The sequence below is a fragment of the Paraburkholderia sp. J8-2 genome, from assembly GCF_905220195.1.
Classification (GTDB): Bacteria; Pseudomonadota; Gammaproteobacteria; order Burkholderiales; family Burkholderiaceae; genus Paraburkholderia.
In genome coordinates, this window is the sequence record NZ_CAJMZA010000036.1 from 41,784 (window position 1) to 65,082 (window position 23,299).

Consider the following 23,299-nt stretch of genomic DNA (forward strand, 5'->3'; position numbering starts at 1 on the left):
GCGTGGAAACGACTGCCTTGCGGGACGCATTGAAGGATCATTATCTCGACCTGTTCCGCAGCGAAAGCGAGGCACTGGAGCGGGCCCGGGCGATTGCCGAGGTCGCGGATTCGCCCGCGCAAAGTCATCGCGAAGCGCTAGTCGAACTGATCCAGCATTACGAACGCCTGATGCGCGAAACGCGCCGCCTGATCGGGCGTAGCGATCGCGCCGAGCGCGAAATGCAGGCGCTCACGCAGCAACTGCAATATCGCGCGACGCACGACGCGCTGACCGGCGTATTGAATCGCAGCGCTGTGATCGAACGCACGGTGAAGGCGCTGCGCGCGAACCGGGCCGTGATGATCCTGCTCGACATCGACGACTTCAAGAAGGTCAACGACGACTTTGGCCATCCGGCCGGCGACAGCGTGATCTCGGGCATCGTGAACTGCCTGCGGCGCATTCTCGGCGAAACCGGCATTATCGGCCGCGTGGGCGGCGAGGAATTCACCGTCGTCCTGCCGGGCTTCGATATTGCTGATGCCCTGCAACTCGCGGAACGCATGCGCGCGGCCATTGCGAGTCACGCGTTCGCCGCGCCGGTGTGCCGCCCCATCACGGCAAGTTTCGGCGTGAGCGACAATCCGGCCGGCACCGATTTCGACACCGCTTACGGACTCGCGGATTCCGCGCTGTACACCGCCAAGCGCGGCGGCCGAAACTGCGTGACATTCGAAGGGCAAATCGCCTCGGCAGGTTGAAACGCGGCGGCCGAGTGCCTTTCGTGCCGTTGCCGCGCAGCGCGTGCCTTTTCCTAACGCCACACTACAATGGTGCGGAGAAACTCGCGACGCGTATGAAGAATGCTGGTCACGACATCGCGCGTCGGTAGAGCAGAACAGCGCCAAAACAGCGAGGCGATCGATGACAGCGAAGCGGCCGGCACGCCTGGCATTGCCCGGGCAAGTCGTACTCGTGTTGCAGGGTGGCGGCGCGTTGGGCGCCTATCAACTCGGCGTCTATGAGGCGATGCACAAAGCCGGCATCCAGGTGGACTGGGTGATCGGCACGTCCATTGGCGCGATCAACGCGGCGTTGATCGCCGGAAACGCGCCGGAGCGCCGCTTCGAGCGTCTGGACGAATTCTGGCAACGCGTCACCGACCGCACGCGCCTTGACGTGGCAGCGTGGCCCGGTTTGGGGCCTGGCTGGGACAGGACGTTTGCAAAACTAATGATCATCGGCGGCGGCATTGCCGGGTTCTTTCAACCCAACCCGGCGTCGTGGTTCGGGCCGCTCGCGCGCCTGGGCGTCGATCGCGCGTCGTACTACGAGATCGCACCGCTGCGCGACACGCTCGTCTCTCTCGTCGACTTCGAACGGCTCAACTCGGGGCACCCGCGCCTCACGGTCGGCGCGGTGAACGCACGAACGGGCGCGATGCACTATTTCGATTCGCGCGACCAGCACCTGAATGTCGAACACATCATGAGTTCGGGCGCGCTGCCGCCCGCGTTCCCTGCGGTGCGCATCGACGGCGAGCCGTACTGGGACGGCGGCATCTATTCGAACACGCCGGTCGAGGTCGTGCTCGACGACAAGCCGCGCAGCAGCTCGGTCATTTTCTCGGTGCAAGTGTGGAATCCGGCGGGCCCGGAACCGGAAAGCATCTGGCAGATTGCGGAGCGGCAGAAAGACATTCAGTACGCAAGCCGCACCGAAAGCCATATCGCGCGCCAGCAGCAGATTCACCGCTTGCGCCATGTGATTCGCGAACTGGCGAAGCGCGTGCCCGAAGCCGAGCGCAACACCGCCGACGTTCGGCAGTTGGCTGCCTGGGGCTGCGAAACGACCATGCGGCTCATCAAGCTCGCGGCGCCGCGGCTCGATGGCGACGACCAGTTGAAGGACATCGACTTCACGCCGGCCGGTATTGCCGCGCGCCGACGCGCTGGCTACGAAGCCGCCATGCGCGCGATCGAAGCAAGACCGTGGGAGGCGCCGATGGATCCCATAGAAGGCCTAAGCGTCTACAGCGCCGACGCAGAATAAAAGAAAGCGATAGGCCGTGAAGGCCCTATCGCCCCACTCGGACCGCAGTGGAAAAAAGCCGGCGGGTGGAGCCGCCGGCCGAGTAGATCGATTACGTCGTTCCGTGCACGACTGCAGCGAGCAGCGATTTGAGTTTGGTCGTGCTGTCGGCAAGACGCTCGGGGTCGATCCGCACACGGCGTGCAATGAGTTCCTGCGCAATGCGCACGTCACGGGCGATTTCTCCCGTTTGCCCTACGCCGCTCGCGCCCACCAGCCAGCCCGCGTCGTCGAACGCGAAAAAGACCTTCGATGCCGGCCCCGTTTCACGCACAGCCCGGGTCGAGCCGAACCCGGGCAAGCCTGCAATCTGGATCGTCGTGTCGTATTGATCGGACCAGAACCACGGCACGGCGCTGTATGCCTCGTCGTGGCCGAGCATGTTGAGCGCTGCCACGCGCGCCTGATCTTCTGCGTTGCGCCAGCATTCAAGGCGAATGCGACGCCCGTACAGCGGATGCACGAACGAGCACACGTCGCCCGCTGCGTAGATATGCGGGTCGCTCGTACTCAGCATGGGATCGACGGCAATGCCGTTGTCGATCGCGAGGCCTGCTTCCTGCGCCAGCGCCACGCGCGGCGCCACGCCAATGCCGACCACGGCTGCGTCGCAAGGCACGACCGTGCCATCGCCGAGCACGACGCCATTGACGCGCCCTTCGCCCTCGAAGCGCCGCACCTGCACGTCAAAACGCACGTCCACGCCTCGTTCGCGATGCAGGTCCACGAGGCACTGCGCCACTTCCGCGGGCACCGCGCGCATCAACGCGCGCGGCGCCGCTTCAAACACGGTGACTTCGCAACCGCGCTGTCTGGCCGAGGCCGCGACTTCAAGTCCGATGAAGCCCGCGCCAATCACCGCAATGCGCCGTCCGGACCCAAGCTCGGCTGCGATTGCGAGCGCCTCCCCGGCATTGCGCAACACATGCACGCCCGCGAGGTCTGCGCCGGGCACGCTCATGCGGCGAGGCTCCGCGCCGGTCGCGATCAGCAGGCGATGGTAGGAAAGCGTTTCGCCATGCGCGAGCGTAACCGTCTGCGCGGCGCAGTCGATCGCGCGCGCGGCGCAGCCGCTGCGCAGATCGACGCGCTGCTCGCGATAAAACGTCTCGCGATGTATCGCGCCCTGCTCCGGCGTGCGCTCGCCCACCAGCACCGCCTTCGAAAGCGGCGGCCGCTCGTACGGTTGTGCGGCTTCATCGGCGATCAGCGTAATCGCGCCTTCCCAGCCGCCTTCGCGCAAAACTTGCACGGCACGTGCGCCGCACTGCCCGCCGCCGATCACCACCATGGCATCGTCCGCACTCATCTCGACTCCTTGCGCGCTCAACGATACTGCCCCGCGAGCGCAGACACCTGCTGGATATTCTGCGGCGTGATGAAGCCCGGCCCGGAGCTGATATTGCGCGCCTCATACACGGGCTTGAGCCCATAGTCCTTCAGGCGCTGCTGGAATTTCGGGTTCTGCTCGAGCACGGTGCGCGCCTGCAGCACGTCGTTGCTGTGGTTCTGGTGCATGATCGCCAGCAGCGCAACCGGGATATAACCCTGCAAATACGGCTGCTGATCGGTGCAGAACTTGATCGTGCCGTCCTTGATGCCCTTTGCGACGTCCGTGTCGATATCGAAGGTCGCAAACCAGATCTTGCCCGCAAGGCCGAGACTCTTCACCGCGCGTATCGTCGGATCGGCCGAGGTCGGGCCGAGCGTGAGCACGGCCTGCGTGTTCGGGTGGTTGCGCAGATACGCGCTCACCTTCGATTCTATGCCTGTGGGGTCCGTGCCTGCATCGAGCACCGAAGTTTTCATGTTTGCGCCGATCGCGTCGGCAAAGCCTCGGCAGCGTTCGAACGAGAGCGGGTTCGTCGCGTAGTGGTTCACGCACAGGAAGGTCTTCACGCCGTCTGCTTTCGCGCGCAGCCCCGCTTCCTTGCCTGCGAGATATTCGGGCTGGCCCACGTGCATGAGCGCGCCAAGCTCGGCGCTCTGCTGCTCCGTGCCCGTATTCGCGGTGATAAAGGGAATGTTCTTCGACTTCAGGCGCGACACGGCGCCCTTGAGCAGATCGAAATCCGCTATGGTCGTGACCACGCCGTCGTAATTGCGCGCCGCCGCCTGATTCACGAGCTGCACCATATCGGCAATATCGCCATTGGGCGGATTACGGTAGTCGGTCTGAACATTGAAGTCTTCATCGGCCTGCTTGATGCCGTTCTTGACGGTGTTCCACCATGCATCCGAATCGGGCGCGTGCGAAATGAAGTCGAAATGGGCGACGGGGTCCGCGTGCGCCGCAGGGCTCAGCGCGAGTGCAAACAACGTAGCCGCCAGCGGCAACACCTTCAGGAAAGGAACATTCACGGCTGTCTCCTAAGTTTCGTCGTTATCGTGCTGAATCATCGATTCGTATGCCGAATCATTCTGCGGCGAGTCCGAGATAAATCGTGCCGCCCTCGACCTTCACCGGATGTGTTGCGAGATTCACGCAGACCGGCGCTCCCTTGGCCGCGCCCGAGGGAATATGGAAGCGCCCCATATGCATCGGACATTCGATGATGTCGCCGAACACGAGACCTTGCGCGAGACGCGCCGTTTCGTGCGTGCAGACCCCTGCGGAAGCGTAGTAACCCGTGGGCGTGTGATAGATCGCGTAAAGCTCGCCTTCGTGCTCGAACTCCATCACGTCCTCTTCTTCGAGTTCGTCGCTCGCGCACACTTCGTGCCATTGAAGAATGTTCATCGTCGTCTCCACCATCTGTTAGCGGGTAACCGAAGCGTCATTGCGTATCGGCGGCAAAAGCCTTTGAAACCGCGTCCTCACGCATCACGCCCGCCGTCTTGCCGGGCACCTGCGGCGTGATCATGTAGTCCGGATCGTGGCGCTGCATGCGCAATACGTGCAGGATCTCGGCCCAAGCATCGAACACACCGTCATAGGCGGGCGGCAAGTCAGCCTCGATCGCCTTGCGCAATTTAGGCAGCGCATGAAACGGCACGTTGGGGAACATATGGTGTTCGACGTGATAGTTCATGTTCCAGTAGAGGAACTGCAGCACGGGGTTCAGCCGCAGCGTGCGGGTGGAAAAGCGGTGATCGAGTTCGTTCTCGCGCAGCCCGGTGTGCTGCGTAATGGCCAGCAGTTCGTGCAACCAGGCGCCGTATGCGCGAGGCAAAAGCAGGAACACCACCGGCAGCCCGCTATGCGCAACAAAAGCCCACACGCCAACGCCCACGTAGAGCGCGAGCATGACCCGCGAATTGCGGCGCATCGCCCGATATTCGACCACGGGCACCACGGCCTTCGCGCTCCTCGTGACGATGCCGAGGCTGTGCAACACGATGTTGCCGAGATGATGGATGCCGTGCGAAATACGCAGGAAATCGGTGGCGAGCTTGAGGTAATTGGGCGGGCGCTTGACGGCAATTTCAGCGTCGGCGGGCACCGTGGCCGTGAGGTGCGTATAGGTGTGATGCTGCGCATGCGACCAGCGGCTATAGATCTGCTCGCGCCACGTCATGAAGCAGATGACCCAGTGCACACTCTCGTTGAGCCACTCGCTCCTGAACGGCGTGCGATGACGCAACTCGTGTTCCATCGCCTCGGCGAACGCGTAGAACGTGCCGTAAAGCAGCAAGGCCGGAATGCACCAGAGCGTACCCAAGGAAAACCAGGCGAGCGCGCCGGTGGCGAGCACGAGCGCCATGAAGCCGCCGAAATACATCAGGGCAACCCTGTCGTTGCGCCGCGTGACCTCCTTGAGTACCTTGCGGTCCAGCGGACAACGGTACCAGTCGTCCATCGTGATGACCTGTGGCGAGCCTTGCTGTGCGGACATGAATCGAACTCCCGTGCATGACGTTGAACGCTGATGAGCCGCTTTGAATTCGGTCATCGCTGAGGCGAATTACAGGCTCTAAATGAGCCATCGTCAAAGGTTAAAATGACTCATTTTGAGCATTAAAGGGTATTCACCTAAAACGCCAGCGCGTGAAAACGTTCTCCACGTGGAGATATAATTAAAATATCGCATCTAATGACTCATTTTGAGGCAAAATGCGGTCATGCTCACCCGCCGCCGAGATCCGATGAAAACCCGCCCCACGCTGAAGCAGTTGATGGAACTCACGCAACTGAGCCGCGCGACCATCGACCGGGCGCTCAACGACCGGCCCGGCGTGCACCCGCGTACGCGCAGCGCTGTGGAAGCGGCACTCAGGCAACTGGGCGCGGGTGACGATCGGGCGTTGCCCGTGGCCTCGCGTGCAGGGCCCGACGCGCTGCGCGTGCGCCTGCTCCTGCAGGCCGGCGACGCGTTCACCGCAGAGCTCACGCGCACGGCCGCGAGCCTCGAAGCCGAGTTCGCCGCTGCGGGTGTCACGCTCGACGTGGTCAACTGCGTAGGCGCCAGCGACGAGGACGTCGCGCTGCGTGTGCGTGAAGCCGGGCAAGGGGCGGACGCCATCGGCATCATCTGCACGAACACGCCGCCCATTACGTCGGCGTTGCGCGCATGTATGGCGCGGGGCCTTGGCGTGGTGACGCTCATCACCGACGTGGATGCCGACGCGCGCCACACCTACGTGGGCGTGAACAACCGCGCCGCGGGCCAGTCGGCTGCGTTCCTCGTTGGCCGCCACCTGGAAGGGCGGCCCTCGCCTTCCGTGGCCGTTGTGGTCGCGACGTTCTCGTACACCTGTCACGAAGACCGCGAGATCGGCTTTCGCTCGCTGTTGCGCCAGCGCTTTCCCCACGTGAATGTCGTCGAAGTGATCAAGGGCGCCGACTCGGGCGCGGCGACCTACGACGCCACGCGGCGCTGCATGGAAATGCACGGCGCGCTCGACGGCATCTATAACGTGGCGGGCGGCAACGAAGGACTCGCGGCGGCGCTGCGCGAGCGCGGACTTGCGGGCCGCACGCTCTATGTCACGCATGAGGTGAACGCCGTGACGGAGCCGCTGTTGCGCGCAGACGTGATCGACTATCTGCTCTCGCAAGATTTGCGTTTGCTGCTGCGCACAGCCGTCGAACAGATGCGCCAGGCGGTGGCGGGCGGCACGCCCCCTGCGCAGGCGCTCGTGCCAATCGAAACGTATTCGCGCTATTCGCTCCCCTGAAACAGCCGCACCGCGCACACTGCGCCGCCTGTTGCACGTCTTGTCCGTTTACGATATTTTATGCTCGTTTTTGCTCGATTAAAAAGGGCAAAAGCGAGCAAGCCGACACACAAACGGGAGCCGAACCCTATGCAACGAACTCGCCAGGCGGCCATTGAAAGCCTGCTCCCCGACGAGCGCGAGCGCCTGATCCTCGAAAAACTGCGCGCCGAGGGCCGCGTGCTGGCCGCCGAACTCGCCGCGCAACTCGACACCTCTGAGCACACGATCCGGCGCCATTTGCGCGATCTGGCCGAGGCGGGACACTGCAAGCGCGTGTACGGCGGGGCGCTGCTCACCTCACCCTCCAACAAGCCCGCCTTCATGCGCATGCGCGAGCAGTTGCCGGCCAAGGCGCGCCTTGCGCGCGCCGCCGCCGCGCTCGTCAAGCCCAACCAGGTGATTCTGCTCGACGCAGGCTCGACCAACGTCGAGATCGCGGCGGCGCTGCCCGAAAATGCCGGCCTCACGGTCATCACGACTTCGCCGCAGGCCTGCGTGCGCCTGCTCGAGCGCCCGGGCATCGAGGTCATCCTGATCGGCGGGCGCGTGAGCGCGCAGGCCGCGGGCGCGCTGGGAGCGGCGGCCCTCGTGCAAGTTCAGAGAATCAAGGCCGATCTCTGCTTTCTCGGCGCATGCGCGCTCGACCCTCAGGAAGGCGTCGCCGCATTCGATGCAGAGGATGCCGAAATGAAGCGCGCCATGGTCGCGGCAAGCGGCCAGATCGCGGCGGCGGTCACCACCGAAAAGCTGATGACGTCGGCGCCGTTCGTCATCGCGCCCTGTGCTTCGCTCGACTATCTGGTCGTCGATGCCGATGTGCCGAAACTCCATCTGAAGCAGCTAAAAGCCGCATGCGGCGACGTGACGGTGGCGCGATGAGACCGCTGCGCGAACGTTACGCCACCACCGCCGTCTTTTTGGCGAACGGCTTCGGCATTGGCGCGTGGGCCGTCGAGGTGCCGCGCGTGAAGGACAAGTTGTTCCTTGGCGACTCGCTGCTCGGCGTCGCGCTCTTCGCGTTCGCGCTGGGCGCGATCGTCGCCATGCCGCTTGCGGGGCGGCTCGCGCCGAAGTTCGGCAGCGGCCGCGCGACCGCCCTGCTCGGCGTGCTGTTCGTCGCCGCGTTCCCGCTACCCGCGCTCGCGCCCAATGCGCCGCTGCTGTGCGCCGCGTTGCTGCTGCTCGGCGCGCTCAATGGCGCACTCGACGTTTCCATGAACGGCCACGCCAGCGCTATCGAAAAAGTGTGGAGCGCACCGATCATGTCGTCGTTCCATGCTGCGTGGAGCGCGGGCGGTCTGGCGGGCGCGGCAGTGGGCACGGTGCTGCAGAAGGCAGGCTTCGGCGTCCTAAGCGGTCTCGCGCTGCCCGCTATTCCCATCGCCGTGCTGATCGTCGGCGCGGCGCTGTTCTCGCTGCGCGACGTGGGCACGCGCCCCAAGGCTGCGTCCGGCAGCGGCTTCGCGCTGCCGCAGGGGAGCGTCGTGAAGCTCGCCGCGCTGGCGTTCCTTTGCATGGTGACCGAGGGCGCTATCGCCGACTGGAGCGCCGTGTACCTGCGTTCTGCCTTGCCCGCTCATGCCGATAGCGCGGGCATTGGCTATACAGCGTTCGCGTTCGCCATGGCGGCCTGCCGCATGGTGGGCGACGCGTTCGTGCGGCGCCTCGGCGCGGTGCGCGTGGTCGCGCTGGGCGGCCTGCTCTCGGCTGCGGGACTCGCGGCTGTGCTCGCCGCGCCTGCGCTCGCTACGGCGGTTGTGGGGTTCATCTGCGTCGGCATTGGGCTCGCCAATGTGGTGCCGGTGATTTTCAGCGCCGCCGGGCGCACCACCGATCCGCCCGTTACCGGTGTTTCGATGGCGGCCACCGCCGGGTACGCGGGCTTTCTCGTGGGGCCGCCGATCATCGGCTTTGGCGCGGGGCTCGTCGGGTTGCAGCTAGCGCTTGGCGTGCTGGTGCTCGCTACGCTCGCGGTGTGCTTTGCGGGCAGCCGTGCGGTTCGCGATGTGGATATGTCGCGCGGCGAATCTGCAAAGCATGCGCAGATGAACAGCAATGCGCGTGACGCGGACCGCATTGAGGCGGAGTGACCTGCGCGCATCGAATTTCAGCACAAGATCCGGATATCCCCAGCCAACCGCCCTACGTAGACTCGATCCCGAAGTTCAAACCACCGCATCCAGCCGATAACGGATCGATCTTCGGGACATCTACGATGGGCAGCACGCCGGAAAACGCCACCTCACAGCACGTCGTCGTCAATCTTTCGCATGCGAGTCTCGCAGCGCAATTCAGCGAGCAGATGGCCATTGCGGTCATCCCCATCGTCGCCGTGGTGGCGCTAGGCGCTTCCGCACAGCAAAGCGCCTCGCTGCAGGCCATCAATACGCTGCCGTTCCTGCTGCTCTCGCTGCCCGCCGGCCTCGTTGCCGATCGCAGCCGGCGCAAGCCGCTCATGATCGCAAGCGAACTGCTGCGCGCCGCCGCCCTTTTCGTGCTGTTCGCGTTGTTCCATGCGCGCGTGCTTTCGCTCTACACGCTCGGCACACTGGGCTTCGCCATCGCGACGGGCACCGTCGTGTTCAGCGTGAGCGCGCCCTCGCTCGTCGCAGCCATGGTCGAAACGGGCGACCTGCTCACCGCCAACCGGCGGCTCGAGATCGCGCGCAGCATCGCCTATACGGCGGGGCCAGCCGTGGGCGGTATCTTTGCGGGCTGGGCGTCGGGCGTGTTCGCGTTTCTCGCGGCGTTCGCGCTGTCGCTCGCCAGCGCATGGTTTCTCGTGCGCCTGCCCACCGAGGCGCCGCGCCCGCGTTCGCGACGCGCGCTCACACACGAGTTATTCGACGGCGTGCGGTTCATCGCGCGCAGCACGCATCTGCGGCCGATCGTGGCGACGGCCTTCGTCTTCAATACGTCGTGGTATCTGTTGCTCGCCGTGTTCGCCTGGTACGCGATACACCGGCTCGCGTTCGCGCCATCGGCCGTGGGTGTTGCGCTTGGCGTGTACGGCTTCGGCATGGTGGGCGGCGCGTTTCTCTACAAGCTCATCGCAAAGCGTCTCGTCTTCGGACGGCAAATTCTGCTCGGCCCGCTGAGCGCCGCGCTTGCCTCGCTGCTCATGGCAAGCACCGCGCTCACGCATTCGCGCGCCACCGTGTTTCTGGCTTTCTTTCTGTTTGGCTTCGGGCCGATCGTCTGGACCATCTCGACGACGGCGTTGCGCCAAGTCGTCACGCCGCGCGATCTGATCGCGCGCGTCTCGTCGGTCATCATGACGGCGACATTCGGCGCGCGCCCGCTTGGCGCCCTGCTCGGCGCGTTCCTGAGCACGCGGCTTGGCATGGCCAGTTGCCTCGTGGGCGCGGCGTGCGGATTCGCCATGCAACTCGCGATCATCGCGTTCTCCGCGCCCGCGCGGCTGCGCTCGATCGAAGGTCTCGACGCAGCGCACGCAGACACGCGCGAAGCGAAGGCAATGACCTTCGCGACTGAGAACCATCAACAATAAGGCGGCCGAAGCCGCCCCTTATGCCTTACTCGTTCGAACCGTCGAAGTCCACCACTTCGACCCAGTTCGCGCCCTTGCCCACCGGGTACTTGCCAAGCTCGTGCAGCGCGCCGCTCTTCGCATCGATACGGTAAGCGCTCAGCGTGGGCGAGAGCTGGCCCACGGCAAAGAGGTATTGGCCCGAAGGATCGATATTGAAGCCGCGCGGCTGCTTTTCCGTGGCATACGTGCCAATGCGCGTGAGCTTGCCCGTTTCCTTGTTCACGCGATACGCGCCCAGCGTGCTCGACGTGCGCTCCGAGATATACAGGTGGCGGCCGTCGGGCGTGAGGTGCACGTCGGCGCCCCACGGCTTGTCGCCGGAAAAGTCGGCGGGCAGGATCGAGATCGTCTGGATCGGCTTGACCGTATTGTTCGCCGCGTTGAACGCGAGCACGTGCAGTTTGCCGTCGAGCTCATCGATCAGATAGACGAAACGCTGGTCCGGCGAAAACTGGAAGTGGCGCGGGCCGGAATCCTTGGGCAGCGAGTAGGCGGGCTGCGCGTCTTCGGTGAGCGCGCCCGTCGCGGCGTCGAACTTCAGGCGCAGCCATGCGTCGGCGCCGAGCACCGAGGCGAACGCATAACGGTTGTCCGGCGAGGTGCGAATGATGTGCGCCATCGGGCCCGTCTTCACGGTTTGCAGCACGTCGCCCGCCACGCCGTTTTCGGCGATGCGGTTCACCGCCAGCAGATTGCCGCCGTACGAAGCGGAAAGCAGATAACGGCCCGTGCCGTCGGTGGACACATAGGCCATGCTCTCCGCGAGCGGCGAGCGGCCGAGTTCGACGAGGCGGCCATCGAGCGGATTCACCGCGAAGCTCACCACGCGATACGGCTTCGAGCGCAGCGCCGCATACAGGCGATGATGATCGGGCGAGAACGCCATCGGCATGACCGTGCCGCCCACCGGCACGGTTTCGACCGCGGCCAGCGCGCCGCTTTGTGCATTGAGGCGAAACACCGAAATGTCCTGGCTATCGGCATTCGACACGTACACGTAGTTAGCCGCGTGCACGGCCACCGATGCCGCGAGCCCGAAAACAGCACCCACCACGCCGCGCAAGATTGCGTTCTTCTTCATCAACTCTTTTTCCGTTTGTTAGTTCTATTAATCAGCTTCGCACTCGCCTGCCTTCACGCAAGCGCGCCAACGCGAAACACCGAAACCGCTTCCTTCATCGATTGCGCCTGGTGCTCCAGCGCGCTCGCCGCGGCGGCCGCCTGCTCCACGAGCGCGGCGTTTTGCTGCGTGACCTGATCCATCTGGCTCACCGCCATGCCGACCTGCTGGATACCCGTGCTCTGCTCGGCGGTGGCCGTGGTGATCTCGGCCATGATGGTGGCGACGTTGCGCACCGAGTTCACGATCTCGTTCATCGTCTCGCCTGCCTGCGCGACGAGCGCGTTGCCATTGCGCACGTCTTCCATCGAGGCGCCGATCAGTTCCTTGATCTCGCGGGCGGCGCCCGCGCTGCGTTGCGCGAGCGTGCGCACCTCGCCCGCGACCACGGCGAAGCCGCGCCCCTGCTCGCCCGCGCGCGCCGATTCCACGGCGGCGTTGAGCGCGAGAATATTGGTCTGGAACGCGATGCTGTCGATCAGCCCGGTGATCTCGGCAATCTTCTGCGAACTGGCGCTGATGTCCTGCATGGTCTGCACGGCGCGCCCCACCACGTCGCCGCCGCGCTGCGCAAGATCGGCCGCGCCCGTTGCGAGCGTGCTGGCCTCGGATGCGTTCGACGAGTTCTGCTTCACGGTGGAGGTGAGTTCCTCCATGCTCGCAGCCGTTTCTTCGAGCGAGGCGGATTGCTCTTCCGTGCGGCTCGACAGATCGAGGTTGCCCGCCGCGATTTCACGCGCGGCCGTGTGGATCGCGTCGCAACTGTCGCGCACGCCGGCCACGGTGCGCGAAAGCCCTGCCTGCATCCGGCGCATTGCCGCGAACAGCAGGCCAATTTCGTTGCGGCCCGCTTCGGGCACGCGCACCGTGAGATCGTTCGACGCGATGCGGTCGAGCACCGCCGCCGCTTCGGCGAGCGGGCGCGACACGATGCGCTGCAACGCGAAATGCGTCACGACGACGAGCGCCAGCGCGATCGCCACACCGACGCCCACGAGACTCACGATCCACGCGTAACGCGCGTTGCCGTCTTCGAGCGTTGCCTCGGCAAGCGCGTTGGCGAGCTTCTGGAACTTCTCCACGTTCACGGAATAGGCCGCGCCCGCTGCGGTGATGTCGGTGTCGTTGACCGCCACATAGGCCGCTGTGTCGCCGTTGCGCAGCGCGGCGGTCGCGCGCGTGAGCGTGTTGGAAAGCTGTGCGGCGGAGTCGAGCAACTGACGCTTGAGGTCCGCGTCCATGCCGTCGAACGCCGGGGCGTTGGCGAAGGCCTGCGTTTCGCTCACCGAAAGCTCGAAGCTTTTGGCAGCGCTGGTCAGCGCGGAGTCGCGCGTGGCCGTGTCGTTGCGTTCCTTGAGCGCGCTATAGCCGCGCACGAGCGCCGAGCGCGTGCGCGTGGTGTCTTTGTAGGCGTCGTTGACCAGAATGGTCTGGCGCGCGATTTCGTGCAGGCGCTGGGCGCTGGCGTTCGACTCCCGCAGCGAAAACACGCCCGCGAAGCCGCCGATCAGGATCATCACGCCAAAGATCACCAGCACTGCAAGGAGGCTGGCTCGTACCGTCGTGTTGCGCATGTTGCTTCAATCCCCGGTTTCCATGGTGTTCTTCTTTACGGCTCAAACGCCGGAGTCTTGAGGGTGTGCCCGCCATGTTGTCCAACAACTTGGGCATATCATCCCATCATCACGCGCTTATCCTGAAATTCGAGTTTACCCTGAGACCCACTGAAGAGGCACACAGTTCGGTTGCCTCGGCTTCCTGGGCAATGTACGATTGGCTCTGACAACCAGCCTTCATGTCAAACAACTTGCTGACAACTGGCTGAACAGGCCGCGGAGCAGGTCCGCACCCGGAACGCGCTTGACGTAAGTTCAGCGCGTTCCTGCATAAGTAGATGCGGCGCGCATGAGGCGCGCCGTCAGGAGACAGCAGATTCGGGCCGCCGCCTCGCTCACGTTGCGCGGCCCGGGTCCCGCGCACGATAGAGGTCGATCCACATGTCGTTGAGCCGCACCGCCACGCAGTCCGATGTCGCCAGGCGCACCAGGGTGCGCTACCTGATCCTCTCGCTGATCTTCATCATCACCACGCTCAACTACGCTGACCGCGCCACGCTCTCGGTCACGGGTTCGGCCATGCGCGCCGAGTTCGGTCTCGACGCCATCCACATGGGCTACATCTTCTCGGCGTTCAGCTGGGCGTATGTGCTCGCGCAGGTGCCCGCGGGCTGGGTGCTCGACCGCTTCGGCGCGCGCCGCGTGTACGCGGGCAGCATCTTCCTGTGGTCGCTCTTCACGCTGCTGCAAAGCTCGATTGGCCTGCTCGGCAGCGCGGGCGCCGCGATCGCAGGCCTCTTCGCCCTGCGCTTCGCGATGGGCGCGGCCGAAGCGCCCGCCTTCCCCGCCAATGCGAAAGTGGTGGCGAGCTGGTTCCCGGCGAAGGAGCGCGGCACGGCCTCGGCCATCTTCAATTCGGCGCAGTATTTCGCGGCCGTGGTGTTCACGCCGCTCATGGCGTGGCTCACGCACGCGTATGGCTGGCATCACGTGTATATCGTGATGGGCGTGGGCGGCCTCGTGCTCGCCTTTGCGTGGATCAGGTTCATGAAGAACCCGGCCGATCATCCGGGCGTGAACCAGCAGGAACTCGAATACATCGAGGCGGGCGGCGGCATCGTGAACGGGCATCAACGCACGGCGCGCGCGGAACGCAAGGCACGCAAGGGCGCGAACTGGGCGGTCATCCGCCAGCTGCTCGGCAATCGCATGCTGCTCGGCATCTACCTCGCGCAGTACTGCATCAACGTGCTCACGTACTTTTTCCTCACGTGGTTCCCGATCTACCTCGTGCAGGCGCGCCACATGACCATCCTGAAGGCGGGGCTCGTTGCTTCGCTGCCCGCCATCTGCGGGTTCCTCGGCGGCGTGCTGGGCGGTGTGGCGTCGGACGCTTTGATTCGCTCGGGCCGCTCGCTCACTGTGGCGCGCAAGGCGCCGATCGTCGGCGGCATGATGCTCTCGTGCTGTATCGTCGGCTGCAACTACGTGAACAGCGACTGGATCGTGGTCGCGCTCATGTCGCTCGCATTCTTCGGCAAGGGGCTGGGTGCACTCGGCTGGGCCGTGATCGCCGATACCGCACCGCGCGAAGCCATCGGCCTCTCGGGCTCGATCTTCAACATGTTCGGCAATGTGGCCGGCATCGTCACGCCGATCGTGATCGGCTATGTGCTGGCCGAAACCGGTTCGTTCAACGGCGCGCTCGCCTTTGTCGGCGTGAACGCGCTCGTCACGGTGATTAGCTATCTCGTGATCGTGAAGGACATCAAGCGCGTGGAATTGAAGGCCGCCTGAAGCGGCGGCGCGTTATGGCTGCTCGTGGGCCCGCCGCGCCAGCGCGCGGGCCGCGACAATAGCGGCCGCGAAGCCGGAAGCCGCGCCCACCAGCAAGGCCCAGCGCGGCCCCCAGTGGTCGGCGATCCATCCCACGATCGGCGCGCCGATGGGCGTGCCACCGAGCGCCACGGCCAGGCGGATCGCCAGCACGCGGCCGCGCATGCCAGGTTCCGTGGAAAGCTGCATGAGGCTGTTGGTTTCGGTCGTGAACGTGAGCGCCGCGATGCCGATCATGACGAGCGCGCCGCCGAACCACCAGTACCCGGGCGCAACAGATGCCAGCACACAGCCCACCCCGAACGCCGCCGCCGCGAACAACAGCGAGACGAAACGCGGCTGGCTGCGGCCCGCGCCGAAGAACGCGCCGCTCATGGTGCCCACCGCCATCAGGGAAGAAAGGAGTCCGTAGCGTCCCGCGTCGGCGTGGAAGACGTTCACGGCCATCGTCGAGATGAAGATCGGAAAATTCAGCCCGAAGGTGCCGATCAGAAACAGCATGACGAGGATCGCCCGCAGGTCGGGGCGCGCCCACACGTAACGGAATCCCGCGGCAATCCCGCCCTTCGCGGGCTGCTTGCGCTTCGCTGAACGCAGTTCGTCCACGCGCAAGCGCGTCAGCGAGATCAGCACGGCGACGAACGAAAGGCCGTTGAGCAGGAAGGCCCAGCCCACGCCCACCGATGCGATGACGAGCCCCGCCACCGCCGGCCCGATCATGCGCGCGGCGTTGAACGAGGTGGAATTGAGCGCAACGGCGTTGGAGAGATCGGCGTCACCGACCAGTTCCGAGACGAAGGTTTGCCGCACCGGCGAATCGAATGCCGTTGTGCAGCCGAACAGGAACGCGAACACATAAACCTGCCAGAGCTGCACGAGCCCCGTGACCGTGAGCACGCCTAGTGCAATGGCCAAAGCGCCTAGCAACGCCTGCGTGAGCATCAGCAGCTTGCGCTGGTCGAAGTGGTCGGCGGCGAAGCCCGACCACGGCATGAACAGCATTTGCGGGCCGAACTGCAAGCCCATCACGATGCCCACCGCCGCCGCGCTGTGATGTGTGAGGCCGGTGAGCACGAGCCAGTCTTGCGCCGTGCGCTGCATCCACGTGCCGACGTTCGAGACGAGCGCACCCGCCGACCACACGCGATAGTTGTAACTCTTGAGCGAGCGAAAGAACCCCGAAGCAGGAGCGCCCATGTGAGCCCCTCGCCTTAGTCGGCCACGAGCCGCTTGAGCAGGTCGACTGCGGCGGCTAGCTGCTGTTGCTCGGTGCCGGAAAGGCGCGTGTCGATCCTGCGCGAGAGCCAGTCCTGGCGCGCGGCCCGCCCTTCTTTGAGCCACTCGCGAAAGGCGTGGGTGAGCGACCAGAGCGTTTGGCGCCCGTCGTTGGGGTCCGGTGCGCCGCTGATATGCCCCGCCGCCTCGAGCGGCGCGATGAGTGTGCCCATCGACTGCGGGCGCATACCCTCCGCGCGCGCGAGGCTCGACACCGTGGCCGGCCCTTCGCGTTCGAGCCGCAGCAGCACGGCCATCTGCGACGGCGTGAATTCGCCGAGGATCGCCTGCTCGCGAAAACGGCGGCGCAGTTGCCCGACGAGGGCGCGCAGGTCGCCGGCAAGCGACGCGGCGAGGTCGGGAGGGGGAGTTTTGGCGCGATCGGTCATCCCCGCATTCTAGGAGATATGAAGGTAAACTGCAAAGATAACCTTCATATCTCCGAGTCCAGGCTGCAGCGAGGTTGGTTTGGGGGATGCCTGGCGGGGTATTGCTTTATGTCACCTGAGAAACGTTGACGCGACCTGTGTCGTCGGTTGCGTTCGGCCACGGGCAATTGAATTCATTCATTTCGCCGAGTTCGCGCTTCCGCTCGACGGTGACATGCGGGGAATTGCCGGATACATAGAGGTCTTTTCTGGCGATCGTTTTTCCGGCCATGCAACCGAAGCCGCGCCCCGCATTGTCGAGTATCTGAACACGCTCACGCGCACCGCTAACGCTGCTGGGCGCGCAACCGTTTTCAAATTTTGCAGATCGCGGGGGCACATTTCTGGACGCGGTTCATGTCGTTATCCTTAGTAATTCAATCACACAAAGGCATTCGTGCAGGGAGTTGCTCGCCAGGCACGGCAACGCACATGTTGTTGTCATTGCGACACCGCGCTGAGTTTGAATTGGCGGGAAATGTACAAATTCAGGCGGCGTAGGTCAAGTTTCGATGTGTGTAATGCGCGTAAATACAGGGAGGAGACCGCATAGCCATTCAAGGAGACACCCGCATGACGAAGTGCAATCCAACCTGGCGTGCCATTCGAAGCGCCGCCATCAGCACCTGCGCACTCGCCGCTGTATCTGTTGCACATGCCCAAAGTAGCGTCACGCTGTACGGCATTGCCGACGCCCAGATTCTCTACACGAACAAGACCTTCAATCTCGCCACGGGTGCCAGTGAAGGTCATCAGTTTTCCCTTCAGAGCGGCGGCGAAAGCGCGACGCGCTTTGGCGTAAAAGGGACTGAAAATCTTGGTGGCGGGCTCGCAGCCATTTTCAACCTCGAAAGCGGCATCGATATTGCCAACGGTGGACTGGGTGACTCTAACGGCGAGTTCTTCGGCCGCCAGGCGTGGGTTGGCCTGGTCGGCGGCTTCGGCACAGTCACCGCCGGTCTTCAATACTCTCCGTTCCTGCTTTCGATCTTTGCGACCGATCCACGGGACTTCAAATATTTTGGCAGCGGACTCGTCAACTACGTTGACAACGTCGTCGTTACTGGCCTCTTCAACGCCAATTCAATCATGTACGCGTCACCCGAGATTGCGGGCGTCCAGGGCCGTGCCATGTACGCCTTTGGTGGCTCTCCTGGCGACTTCAAGGCAGGTCAGCAGTATTCCTTCGGGCTTTCCTGGCATGCTAGCGGCTTGCTGCTCAGCGCCGCGATGTATAACGGCAACTCAGGCGGGACCGCAGCCACCATACCGAACCCAAGTACCGTCGCTTTCGTCGGCCGGAACATCGGAGCAACTTATTACTTCGACCGCCTGTCTATCAAAGCCTCCTACACGCTCTACAAAGTCGCTGGCTCCTTCGACAACCGAGTGATCGCCGGCGGCCTTGCGTATACGCTCACGCCCTCCCTCTCCATCGACGGGGGTGCCTGGTATACCCGCGACGGCAATGACTCAAGCAATCATTCAATCCTCGGCTCGCTCGGCGTTGACTACTCTCTCTCCAGGCGCACAACTCTTTATACGCAGGTCGCTTACGCTAACAATCACGGGCGCATGAATACAGGATTAGCAATCAACGGGGCGCTCTTTGGCGTAACAGGGTCACAGTTCGGCGCCGATGTTGGCATTCGACACCTGTTTTAATATTCGATTTCTCACGCTGCTGCGGCCTTACCCCGAGGCTTCCCAACTTGAGCCTGCCATGCCCTACGCGCGCCATGCGTCGGGCAGGCTTCGCCGTGGCGCCCGCTATTATCGCCAGTCTGCTGATGCGCCGACGTAACCGGCCAAACACGCTGGCCGCCGATGACCGGTGCGCGGCACTCTCATGCTGACGCGCCGTGCATCGATGCAGTGATTCCGCGAATCGCTGTAAAGCCGATACCGAACCGCATACGCTCTGGTATTCCTCGCGGCCAATCCTGCCATCGAGGATGACGGTCAATCCCGACGCGCGGGCCATGTCGATGATGTCCATTTTGATCTCCTGTTTAGGTGCCTTTCCTGTCATACCGCGGGCAGGCGTCGGTTATTCCCCATCCGTACAGGAAAACGACCATCACTTGTGCAGCAGCAGTCGATTCATCGAATCACGCCCACGTTATAAACAGGAATCCTTTTCGAGCGGATTCTTCACATGCATGCCTTGAAGGCCAGCCGACACGATCTTTGGCTGGCGTCCTCTTTGCCGGTCTTCCAGCCAGCGGAAAAACTGGCGCGTAAAGTACAAATTTGGGCGGCGCCGGTCAAGTTCCGGCGGCGAAACTGCGATGGAATAGACACCAGAGATTGCACATCGGCTTGTCTCGATGCCAATCCTGTTCCTCATCCCCACTGGAGACACTTTCCATGAACGCAGAAGTCGCACAAGCCCTCAATGATGTTTCCGCAATTGACACGGTGCATATCGGCGGACAATCCACGCCGTGGCTCCCCTTTGCTCCGATCAACGACAAGATTCACCTCAAGTATTTCCGGATCAACCCTGTCACGGGCGAAGTGGTCTTGCTTATGAAGGCGGCCAAAGGCGAAGGCGCGCATATCCACCGGCATACCGGCACGGTGATGGTCTACACGCTCAGCGGCCGCTGGAAATATGACCAGCACGACTGGATCGCAGAAGCCGGTGACTTTGTGTTCGAGCCCTCGGAGTCGTCGCACTCGTTCACGAACCTCTCCGACGACGACAACGGCACGGCGCTCGTCGTCTCGACCGGAGAACTCCACTTCCTGGATGAACAGGGCAATGTCACGCACGTCGAGACGTGGCGGACCGCTTTGAACCGCTACCAGGCCTATTGCAGGAGCCATGGGTTGCCTGAAGTTGACCTGATCGGCTGTCAGGGCAGCCGCTGAGCAGCACGCCTTCTCACGGAGGTTACGCCGATGGCTCACCTCGCACCCTCCGCGCCGGCCGAATCCATTGAAGCCCTGACGCTGACCATTGGACCGCACGCCGATACCGCGCTGGCTGCGGGGCCGCGCAGCGGAGAGTGCGTCCTGCTGCTCCATGACTGGCCGGAATTTGCCGACTGCTAGCGCGACATACTGGCCGCTCTCGGCGCTGCGGGATACCGGGCCGTCGCAGTGGACCCGCGCGGCCGCGCTGAAAACGCCAGGTCCACGACTATTGCGCTCTACACCGCGGCTCATCTCGAGTCGGACGCACTTGCGTTCACTGATCAAATCGGGGCGACACCGTTCCATCTGATCGCGCACGACTGGGGCCGCTCTCCTCTCTATACGTTACATCCATCACCTGTCATTCATGTCTTCTCACTCCCGGAACGATAGCCAGCCGATTGCTCGCGTCATGGTGGCCGGCACTGGCATACTCGGCGCGCAGATCGCCTTTCAATGCGCTTTCTCCGGCGTCGATGTTGTTACCTACGATGTTGACACTGGCTGCCTCGAACGCGCGAACACGAGATTTGATCAGCTCGGACACATTTACGCTGTGGAGCTCGGCGCCACACGCGCACAAATCGAAGCCGCGCGGGCTCGCATCGTGGGCAATATCAATCTTGGTTCTGCCGCGGCGCACGCAGATCTTGTCATCGAAGCCATCCCCGAAGATCTCGCGACCAAACAGTCGTTCTACCGCGCGCTGTCTGCCTGCGCGCCGGCCGCCACCATCTTCGCGACTAACTCGTCGACGCTCGTGCCGAGCCAGCTTGTCAGCGTCACGGACCGCCCCGAGCGCCTGCTGACGCTGCATTTCGCCCACGACGTCTGGAAGCACAACATCGCGGAGATCATGGGCCACGCGGGCACCGACCCTGCCGTATTTGGGCGCGTGGTGCAGTTTTCCCGCCGTATTGGCATGGTGCCGTTGCCGCTGCGCAAGGAGCAACCGGGTTACCTGCTGAATACCATGCTTATTCCGATGCTATTGGCGGCACTCGGCCTGCTCGTCAACGATGTCGCCGACATACAGACGATCGACAAAGCGTGGATGGTTGCGAAAGGAGACTGCATCGGCCCCTTCGGCATTCTCGACGGAATCGGCATGACGACCGTGTACAACGTCACCCGCGCACTCGCTGAACGCACCGGCGATTCCACTCATCGTCGCATTGCGGAATACGTGAAGACGCATTTCATCGAGACGGGCAATCTTGGTGAGTCAACGGGGCGCGGGTTCTATCGGTATCCTGATCCTGACTTCCTGGATCCCGCGTTCGTCTCAGCTTGAACTGCCAGCCAGGATCGCTATTCGTCGGCGCGTTCGCGGTCGGTCCCGCGGCACGTTGCGAGCAGCTGTCGGGGCGTCATGCCCCGCAGTCGCTTGAATGCACGGCTAAAGGCACTCTGCTGGGAATAACCCAGCATTTCGGATATCTCCGCAAGTGGCAGACTGGATTGCTGCACATACTTGACCGCGAGGTCTTCACGAACTTCGTCCCGAATTTCATCGAAGCTCGTTCCGGCTTCCGAGAGGCGGCGTTGCAGAGTCCGCGGGGATATTGCAAGCGCTCGTGCAATCGCATTCAGCGAACTGTCCGTGAACGGCAAAAGTGCCCGAATCACCGCTTGCGTGCGCACAACCCAGAGCGCCTCGATTTGTGCCCTTTCTCGCCGCAAATGTGCTTCGAGCACGCGATGTGCGTTACGCCGAAACTGCGTAATCGGGCGCATCATCGTGTCATGGTCCAAAACAATCGCGTTTCTATCCTGGTCGAATCTCAGGGATGGTCCAAACGTACGCAAGTGCATCGAGCAGTCCGCCGGCGCAGCATGACGAAACTGCACGACTTCTGGCTTCCAGTCTGTGCCACAAATCGTCCGCAAATACCGCACACCGTTGGCAAGCCCCAATTCGATTGCCTGCACCTCTCCAGACCCAGCCGCATTCTCAATGTCGTAAGTCAATACCATTCCTTGTTCATCGCGAACTGCCCTTACCGATGACATTGACGTATGGAGCACATAAAACTCGGCAAGCGTTTCCATGGCCTCGCCAACGGTACGCATGCCCTGCATCATGACAAGTATGGGCCCCAGGACCGCCAGGCCCTGGTACTCGGAGAGCCTCAGTCCGAAGTCCCGGCATTGTGTGATTTCAGCAGCGAGCGAAAGGAAGTGCAGTACCTGTGCGCCTCGAATTGGCACGTCAGTGGAACGCAGCGCAAGCTCCGGCAAATCCGCTCGAGTCACCACCAACTCGGGTCGGACGCCGAGCGCTTCGAGTAGAGCGGCAGCGCCCGTCAACACGACACTTGGTAGGTAGCCTTGCATTCTATGTACAGGTAGTCACTTGCGACGGGGCACTGTGGGAAGAGGTTCATATGCGGGTCGCGAAGACCGGCCTTGATTTTGGTATTTTCCCTCAAATGCACCACGCGCGGAACATGCCTGGCAGTAGCCCGCAGCCGTGGTCACAAAACGCCAGCGCCCCGGCATTAACGGGGCGCTGGCGCAGTGCTTGTGGAAACGTTCATCCGGGCAAGCGGTGTCGCGTATCAATTGTCTGGCGCGATGGGTCGTTGCAGCGCCGGATCACCTTGAAACTCGCGATGCACCGTGACGGTTGGCTCAAGAGCCGAAGAAGATAGTGCAAAAGCTAACCGGTCCGACGCAGGTCGACGGATCGGACGGCGTCTTTTCTTTTTTGATGTGGCCCGCGTCGCTCGTGCCTGTCATGGCGGCACCCATGCCGCTGTTGCTGTTCTGCTGCTGGGGCTCGGCGGCTTGCCGTTCAGCGTCCTGGGCGGCAGCCTTCGCCTGCGCCGCCTGGATGTCGTCCGGATAGTTCGCGTCGTCGCCAGCCGACGGATTGTATCCGGCCTGTTCGAGCCTGATGAGATCGGCGCGCACCTGCGCTCGGGTGAGCGGCACGGACGCGGACTGCGCAAAAGTCACGTTGGAGCTGACGAGCGCGCAAAGCGCCAAAGCCAGCAGGGCGAGCTTTTTCATGATCAGAACTCCTTCCCAAAGCGTGCAGAAACTGGCAGGTCCGACGCAGGTCGACCGTTAGCCTGCGCGTCGATTGCAACGCCAGATTCAGAAAAAATTATCAGGAAAACATTCATGGTTCGCTTATTCAATTTGGACTCCGATTTAAATAAGATGAAGTGACCAATCCAATGGCCCAGAACGTCAGACACTGTGGCGTCCGATTCTCCGCTCACTTTCAGATGAGAGGACTGAAACGCTGCAGTCGTCATCGGGCTTGCCCACGCCAAGGTATACCGGGAACAGGTACCGCTTATTCCCACAGCTGACACAGGTGCGAGAGAAAAATTTATTGGCGAGTGCGTCGCCTTCGTTCGCCCAA

At 63.2% G+C, this 23,299-nt stretch carries 23 protein-coding genes; 12 read left to right on the top strand and 11 right to left on the bottom strand.

All coding sequences use genetic code 11. From position 1 onward, the window contains the following. Window positions 1-2: 2 nt before the first annotated feature. Both U5A52_RS37685 and U5A52_RS37690 read left to right on the top strand, forming a co-directional pair. Entirely contained in the window at window positions 3-743 is a 741-nt protein-coding gene (locus U5A52_RS37685; RefSeq protein WP_321939154.1) for a GGDEF domain-containing protein, read from the top strand. A gap of 163 nt (window positions 744-906) precedes the next feature. After that, the gene (locus tag U5A52_RS37690) at window positions 907-2,034 is read left to right on the top strand and encodes a patatin-like phospholipase family protein (protein WP_321939155.1); all 1,128 of its coding nucleotides are present in this window, start codon (window positions 907-909) and stop codon (window positions 2,032-2,034) included. A 91-nt stretch (window positions 2,035-2,125) separates the two neighbouring features. On the opposite strand, the gene U5A52_RS37695 is transcribed toward U5A52_RS37690, so the two are convergent. The 4 genes from U5A52_RS37695 to U5A52_RS37710 are packed head-to-tail and all read right to left on the bottom strand — an operon-like array spanning window position 2,126 to window position 5,909. Then, window positions 2,126-3,382 carry an NAD(P)/FAD-dependent oxidoreductase gene (locus U5A52_RS37695; protein ID WP_321939157.1) on the bottom strand — a complete coding sequence of 419 codons (1,257 nt, stop codon included), beginning with the start codon at window positions 3,380-3,382 and terminating at the stop codon, window positions 2,126-2,128. A 17-nt stretch (window positions 3,383-3,399) separates the two neighbouring features. Further along, window positions 3,400-4,434 (bottom strand): sugar ABC transporter substrate-binding protein, encoded by a 1,035-nt coding sequence (locus tag U5A52_RS37700; protein WP_415774114.1) that lies wholly within the window; start codon window positions 4,432-4,434, stop codon window positions 3,400-3,402. Window positions 4,435-4,489: 55 nt separating this feature from the next. Beyond that, window positions 4,490-4,813: a non-heme iron oxygenase ferredoxin subunit gene (locus U5A52_RS37705; protein ID WP_321939159.1), complete on the bottom strand. Its 324-nt coding sequence runs from the start codon at window positions 4,811-4,813 to the stop codon at window positions 4,490-4,492. Window positions 4,814-4,850: 37 nt separating this feature from the next. Beyond that, window positions 4,851-5,909 (bottom strand): fatty acid desaturase, encoded by a 1,059-nt coding sequence (locus U5A52_RS37710; protein WP_321939160.1) that lies wholly within the window; start codon window positions 5,907-5,909, stop codon window positions 4,851-4,853. Between the two features lie 250 nt (window positions 5,910-6,159). Between U5A52_RS37710 and U5A52_RS37715 the strand changes: the two genes are divergently transcribed. The 4 genes from U5A52_RS37715 to U5A52_RS37730 all read left to right on the top strand — a co-directional run bounded on the left by U5A52_RS37715 (window position 6,160) and on the right by U5A52_RS37730 (window position 10,744). Further along, the gene (locus U5A52_RS37715) at window positions 6,160-7,191 is read left to right on the top strand and encodes a LacI family DNA-binding transcriptional regulator (RefSeq protein WP_321939162.1); all 1,032 of its coding nucleotides are present in this window, start codon (window positions 6,160-6,162) and stop codon (window positions 7,189-7,191) included. Between the two features lie 129 nt (window positions 7,192-7,320). Next, window positions 7,321-8,112, top strand: coding sequence for a DeoR/GlpR family DNA-binding transcription regulator (locus tag U5A52_RS37720; protein WP_321939164.1), 792 nt, complete (start codon window positions 7,321-7,323; stop codon window positions 8,110-8,112). Continuing rightward, window positions 8,109-9,323: an MFS transporter gene (locus tag U5A52_RS37725; protein ID WP_321939166.1), complete on the top strand. Its 1,215-nt coding sequence runs from the start codon at window positions 8,109-8,111 to the stop codon at window positions 9,321-9,323. Before U5A52_RS37720 ends, U5A52_RS37725 begins: the two co-directional genes overlap by 4 nt. A gap of 125 nt (window positions 9,324-9,448) precedes the next feature. After that, on the top strand, window positions 9,449-10,744 hold the full coding sequence (locus U5A52_RS37730) for an MFS transporter (RefSeq protein WP_321939168.1): 1,296 nt from the start codon (window positions 9,449-9,451) through the stop codon (window positions 10,742-10,744). A gap of 25 nt (window positions 10,745-10,769) precedes the next feature. On the opposite strand, the gene U5A52_RS37735 is transcribed toward U5A52_RS37730, so the two are convergent. After that, entirely contained in the window at window positions 10,770-11,867 is a 1,098-nt protein-coding gene (locus U5A52_RS37735) for a lactonase family protein (RefSeq protein ID WP_321939170.1), read from the bottom strand. 53 nt (window positions 11,868-11,920) lie between these two features. Continuing rightward, window positions 11,921-13,480 carry a methyl-accepting chemotaxis protein gene (locus U5A52_RS37740; protein WP_321939172.1) on the bottom strand — a complete coding sequence of 520 codons (1,560 nt, stop codon included), beginning with the start codon at window positions 13,478-13,480 and terminating at the stop codon, window positions 11,921-11,923. 423 nt (window positions 13,481-13,903) lie between these two features. On the opposite strand from U5A52_RS37740, the gene U5A52_RS37745 reads away from it, so the two are divergent. Beyond that, entirely contained in the window at window positions 13,904-15,259 is a 1,356-nt protein-coding gene (locus U5A52_RS37745; protein ID WP_321939174.1) for an MFS transporter, read from the top strand. 12 nt (window positions 15,260-15,271) lie between these two features. Here the strand turns inward: U5A52_RS37745 and U5A52_RS37750 are convergent, their stop codons facing one another. From U5A52_RS37750 to U5A52_RS37760, 3 genes are all read right to left on the bottom strand, one after another. Next, the gene (locus tag U5A52_RS37750; RefSeq protein WP_321939175.1) at window positions 15,272-16,495 is read right to left on the bottom strand and encodes an MFS transporter; all 1,224 of its coding nucleotides are present in this window, start codon (window positions 16,493-16,495) and stop codon (window positions 15,272-15,274) included. A 14-nt stretch (window positions 16,496-16,509) separates the two neighbouring features. Beyond that, complete coding sequence (locus U5A52_RS37755) at window positions 16,510-16,962, bottom strand: MarR family winged helix-turn-helix transcriptional regulator (RefSeq protein WP_321939176.1); 453 nt, start codon at window positions 16,960-16,962, stop codon at window positions 16,510-16,512. Between the two features lie 106 nt (window positions 16,963-17,068). Further along, on the bottom strand, window positions 17,069-17,233 hold the full coding sequence (locus U5A52_RS37760) for a hypothetical protein (protein ID WP_321914996.1): 165 nt from the start codon (window positions 17,231-17,233) through the stop codon (window positions 17,069-17,071). Window positions 17,234-17,604: 371 nt separating this feature from the next. Here U5A52_RS37760 and U5A52_RS37765 point away from each other — a divergent pair, with 371 nt between their 5' ends. The 5 genes from U5A52_RS37765 to U5A52_RS37780 all read left to right on the top strand — a co-directional run bounded on the left by U5A52_RS37765 (window position 17,605) and on the right by U5A52_RS37780 (window position 21,217). Further along, window positions 17,605-18,666, top strand: a complete 1,062-nt coding sequence (locus U5A52_RS37765) for a porin (RefSeq protein ID WP_415774116.1) — start codon at window positions 17,605-17,607, stop codon at window positions 18,664-18,666. Window positions 18,667-19,371: 705 nt separating this feature from the next. Next, window positions 19,372-19,878 (top strand): 2,4'-dihydroxyacetophenone dioxygenase family protein, encoded by a 507-nt coding sequence (locus U5A52_RS37770; RefSeq protein ID WP_321939178.1) that lies wholly within the window; start codon window positions 19,372-19,374, stop codon window positions 19,876-19,878. Between the two features lie 30 nt (window positions 19,879-19,908). Continuing rightward, on the top strand, window positions 19,909-20,061 hold the full coding sequence (locus U5A52_RS37775; RefSeq protein WP_321939180.1) for a hypothetical protein: 153 nt from the start codon (window positions 19,909-19,911) through the stop codon (window positions 20,059-20,061). A gap of 9 nt (window positions 20,062-20,070) precedes the next feature. Further along, window positions 20,071-20,316, top strand: coding sequence for a hypothetical protein (locus U5A52_RS43395; RefSeq protein ID WP_415774117.1), 246 nt, complete (start codon window positions 20,071-20,073; stop codon window positions 20,314-20,316). Then, window positions 20,291-21,217 carry a 3-hydroxyacyl-CoA dehydrogenase gene (locus U5A52_RS37780; RefSeq protein WP_321939182.1) on the top strand — a complete coding sequence of 309 codons (927 nt, stop codon included), beginning with the start codon at window positions 20,291-20,293 and terminating at the stop codon, window positions 21,215-21,217. The genes U5A52_RS43395 and U5A52_RS37780 overlap by 26 nt, the downstream gene beginning before the upstream one ends. 17 nt (window positions 21,218-21,234) lie before the next feature. Here U5A52_RS37780 and U5A52_RS37785 read toward each other — a convergent pair whose 3' ends face one another. Both U5A52_RS37785 and U5A52_RS37790 read right to left on the bottom strand, forming a co-directional pair. Further along, window positions 21,235-22,260 (bottom strand): AraC family transcriptional regulator, encoded by a 1,026-nt coding sequence (locus tag U5A52_RS37785; protein ID WP_321939184.1) that lies wholly within the window; start codon window positions 22,258-22,260, stop codon window positions 21,235-21,237. 297 nt (window positions 22,261-22,557) lie between these two features. After that, window positions 22,558-22,938, bottom strand: a complete 381-nt coding sequence (locus tag U5A52_RS37790) for a DUF4148 domain-containing protein (RefSeq protein WP_321939185.1) — start codon at window positions 22,936-22,938, stop codon at window positions 22,558-22,560. Window positions 22,939-23,299: the final 361 nt, after the last annotated feature.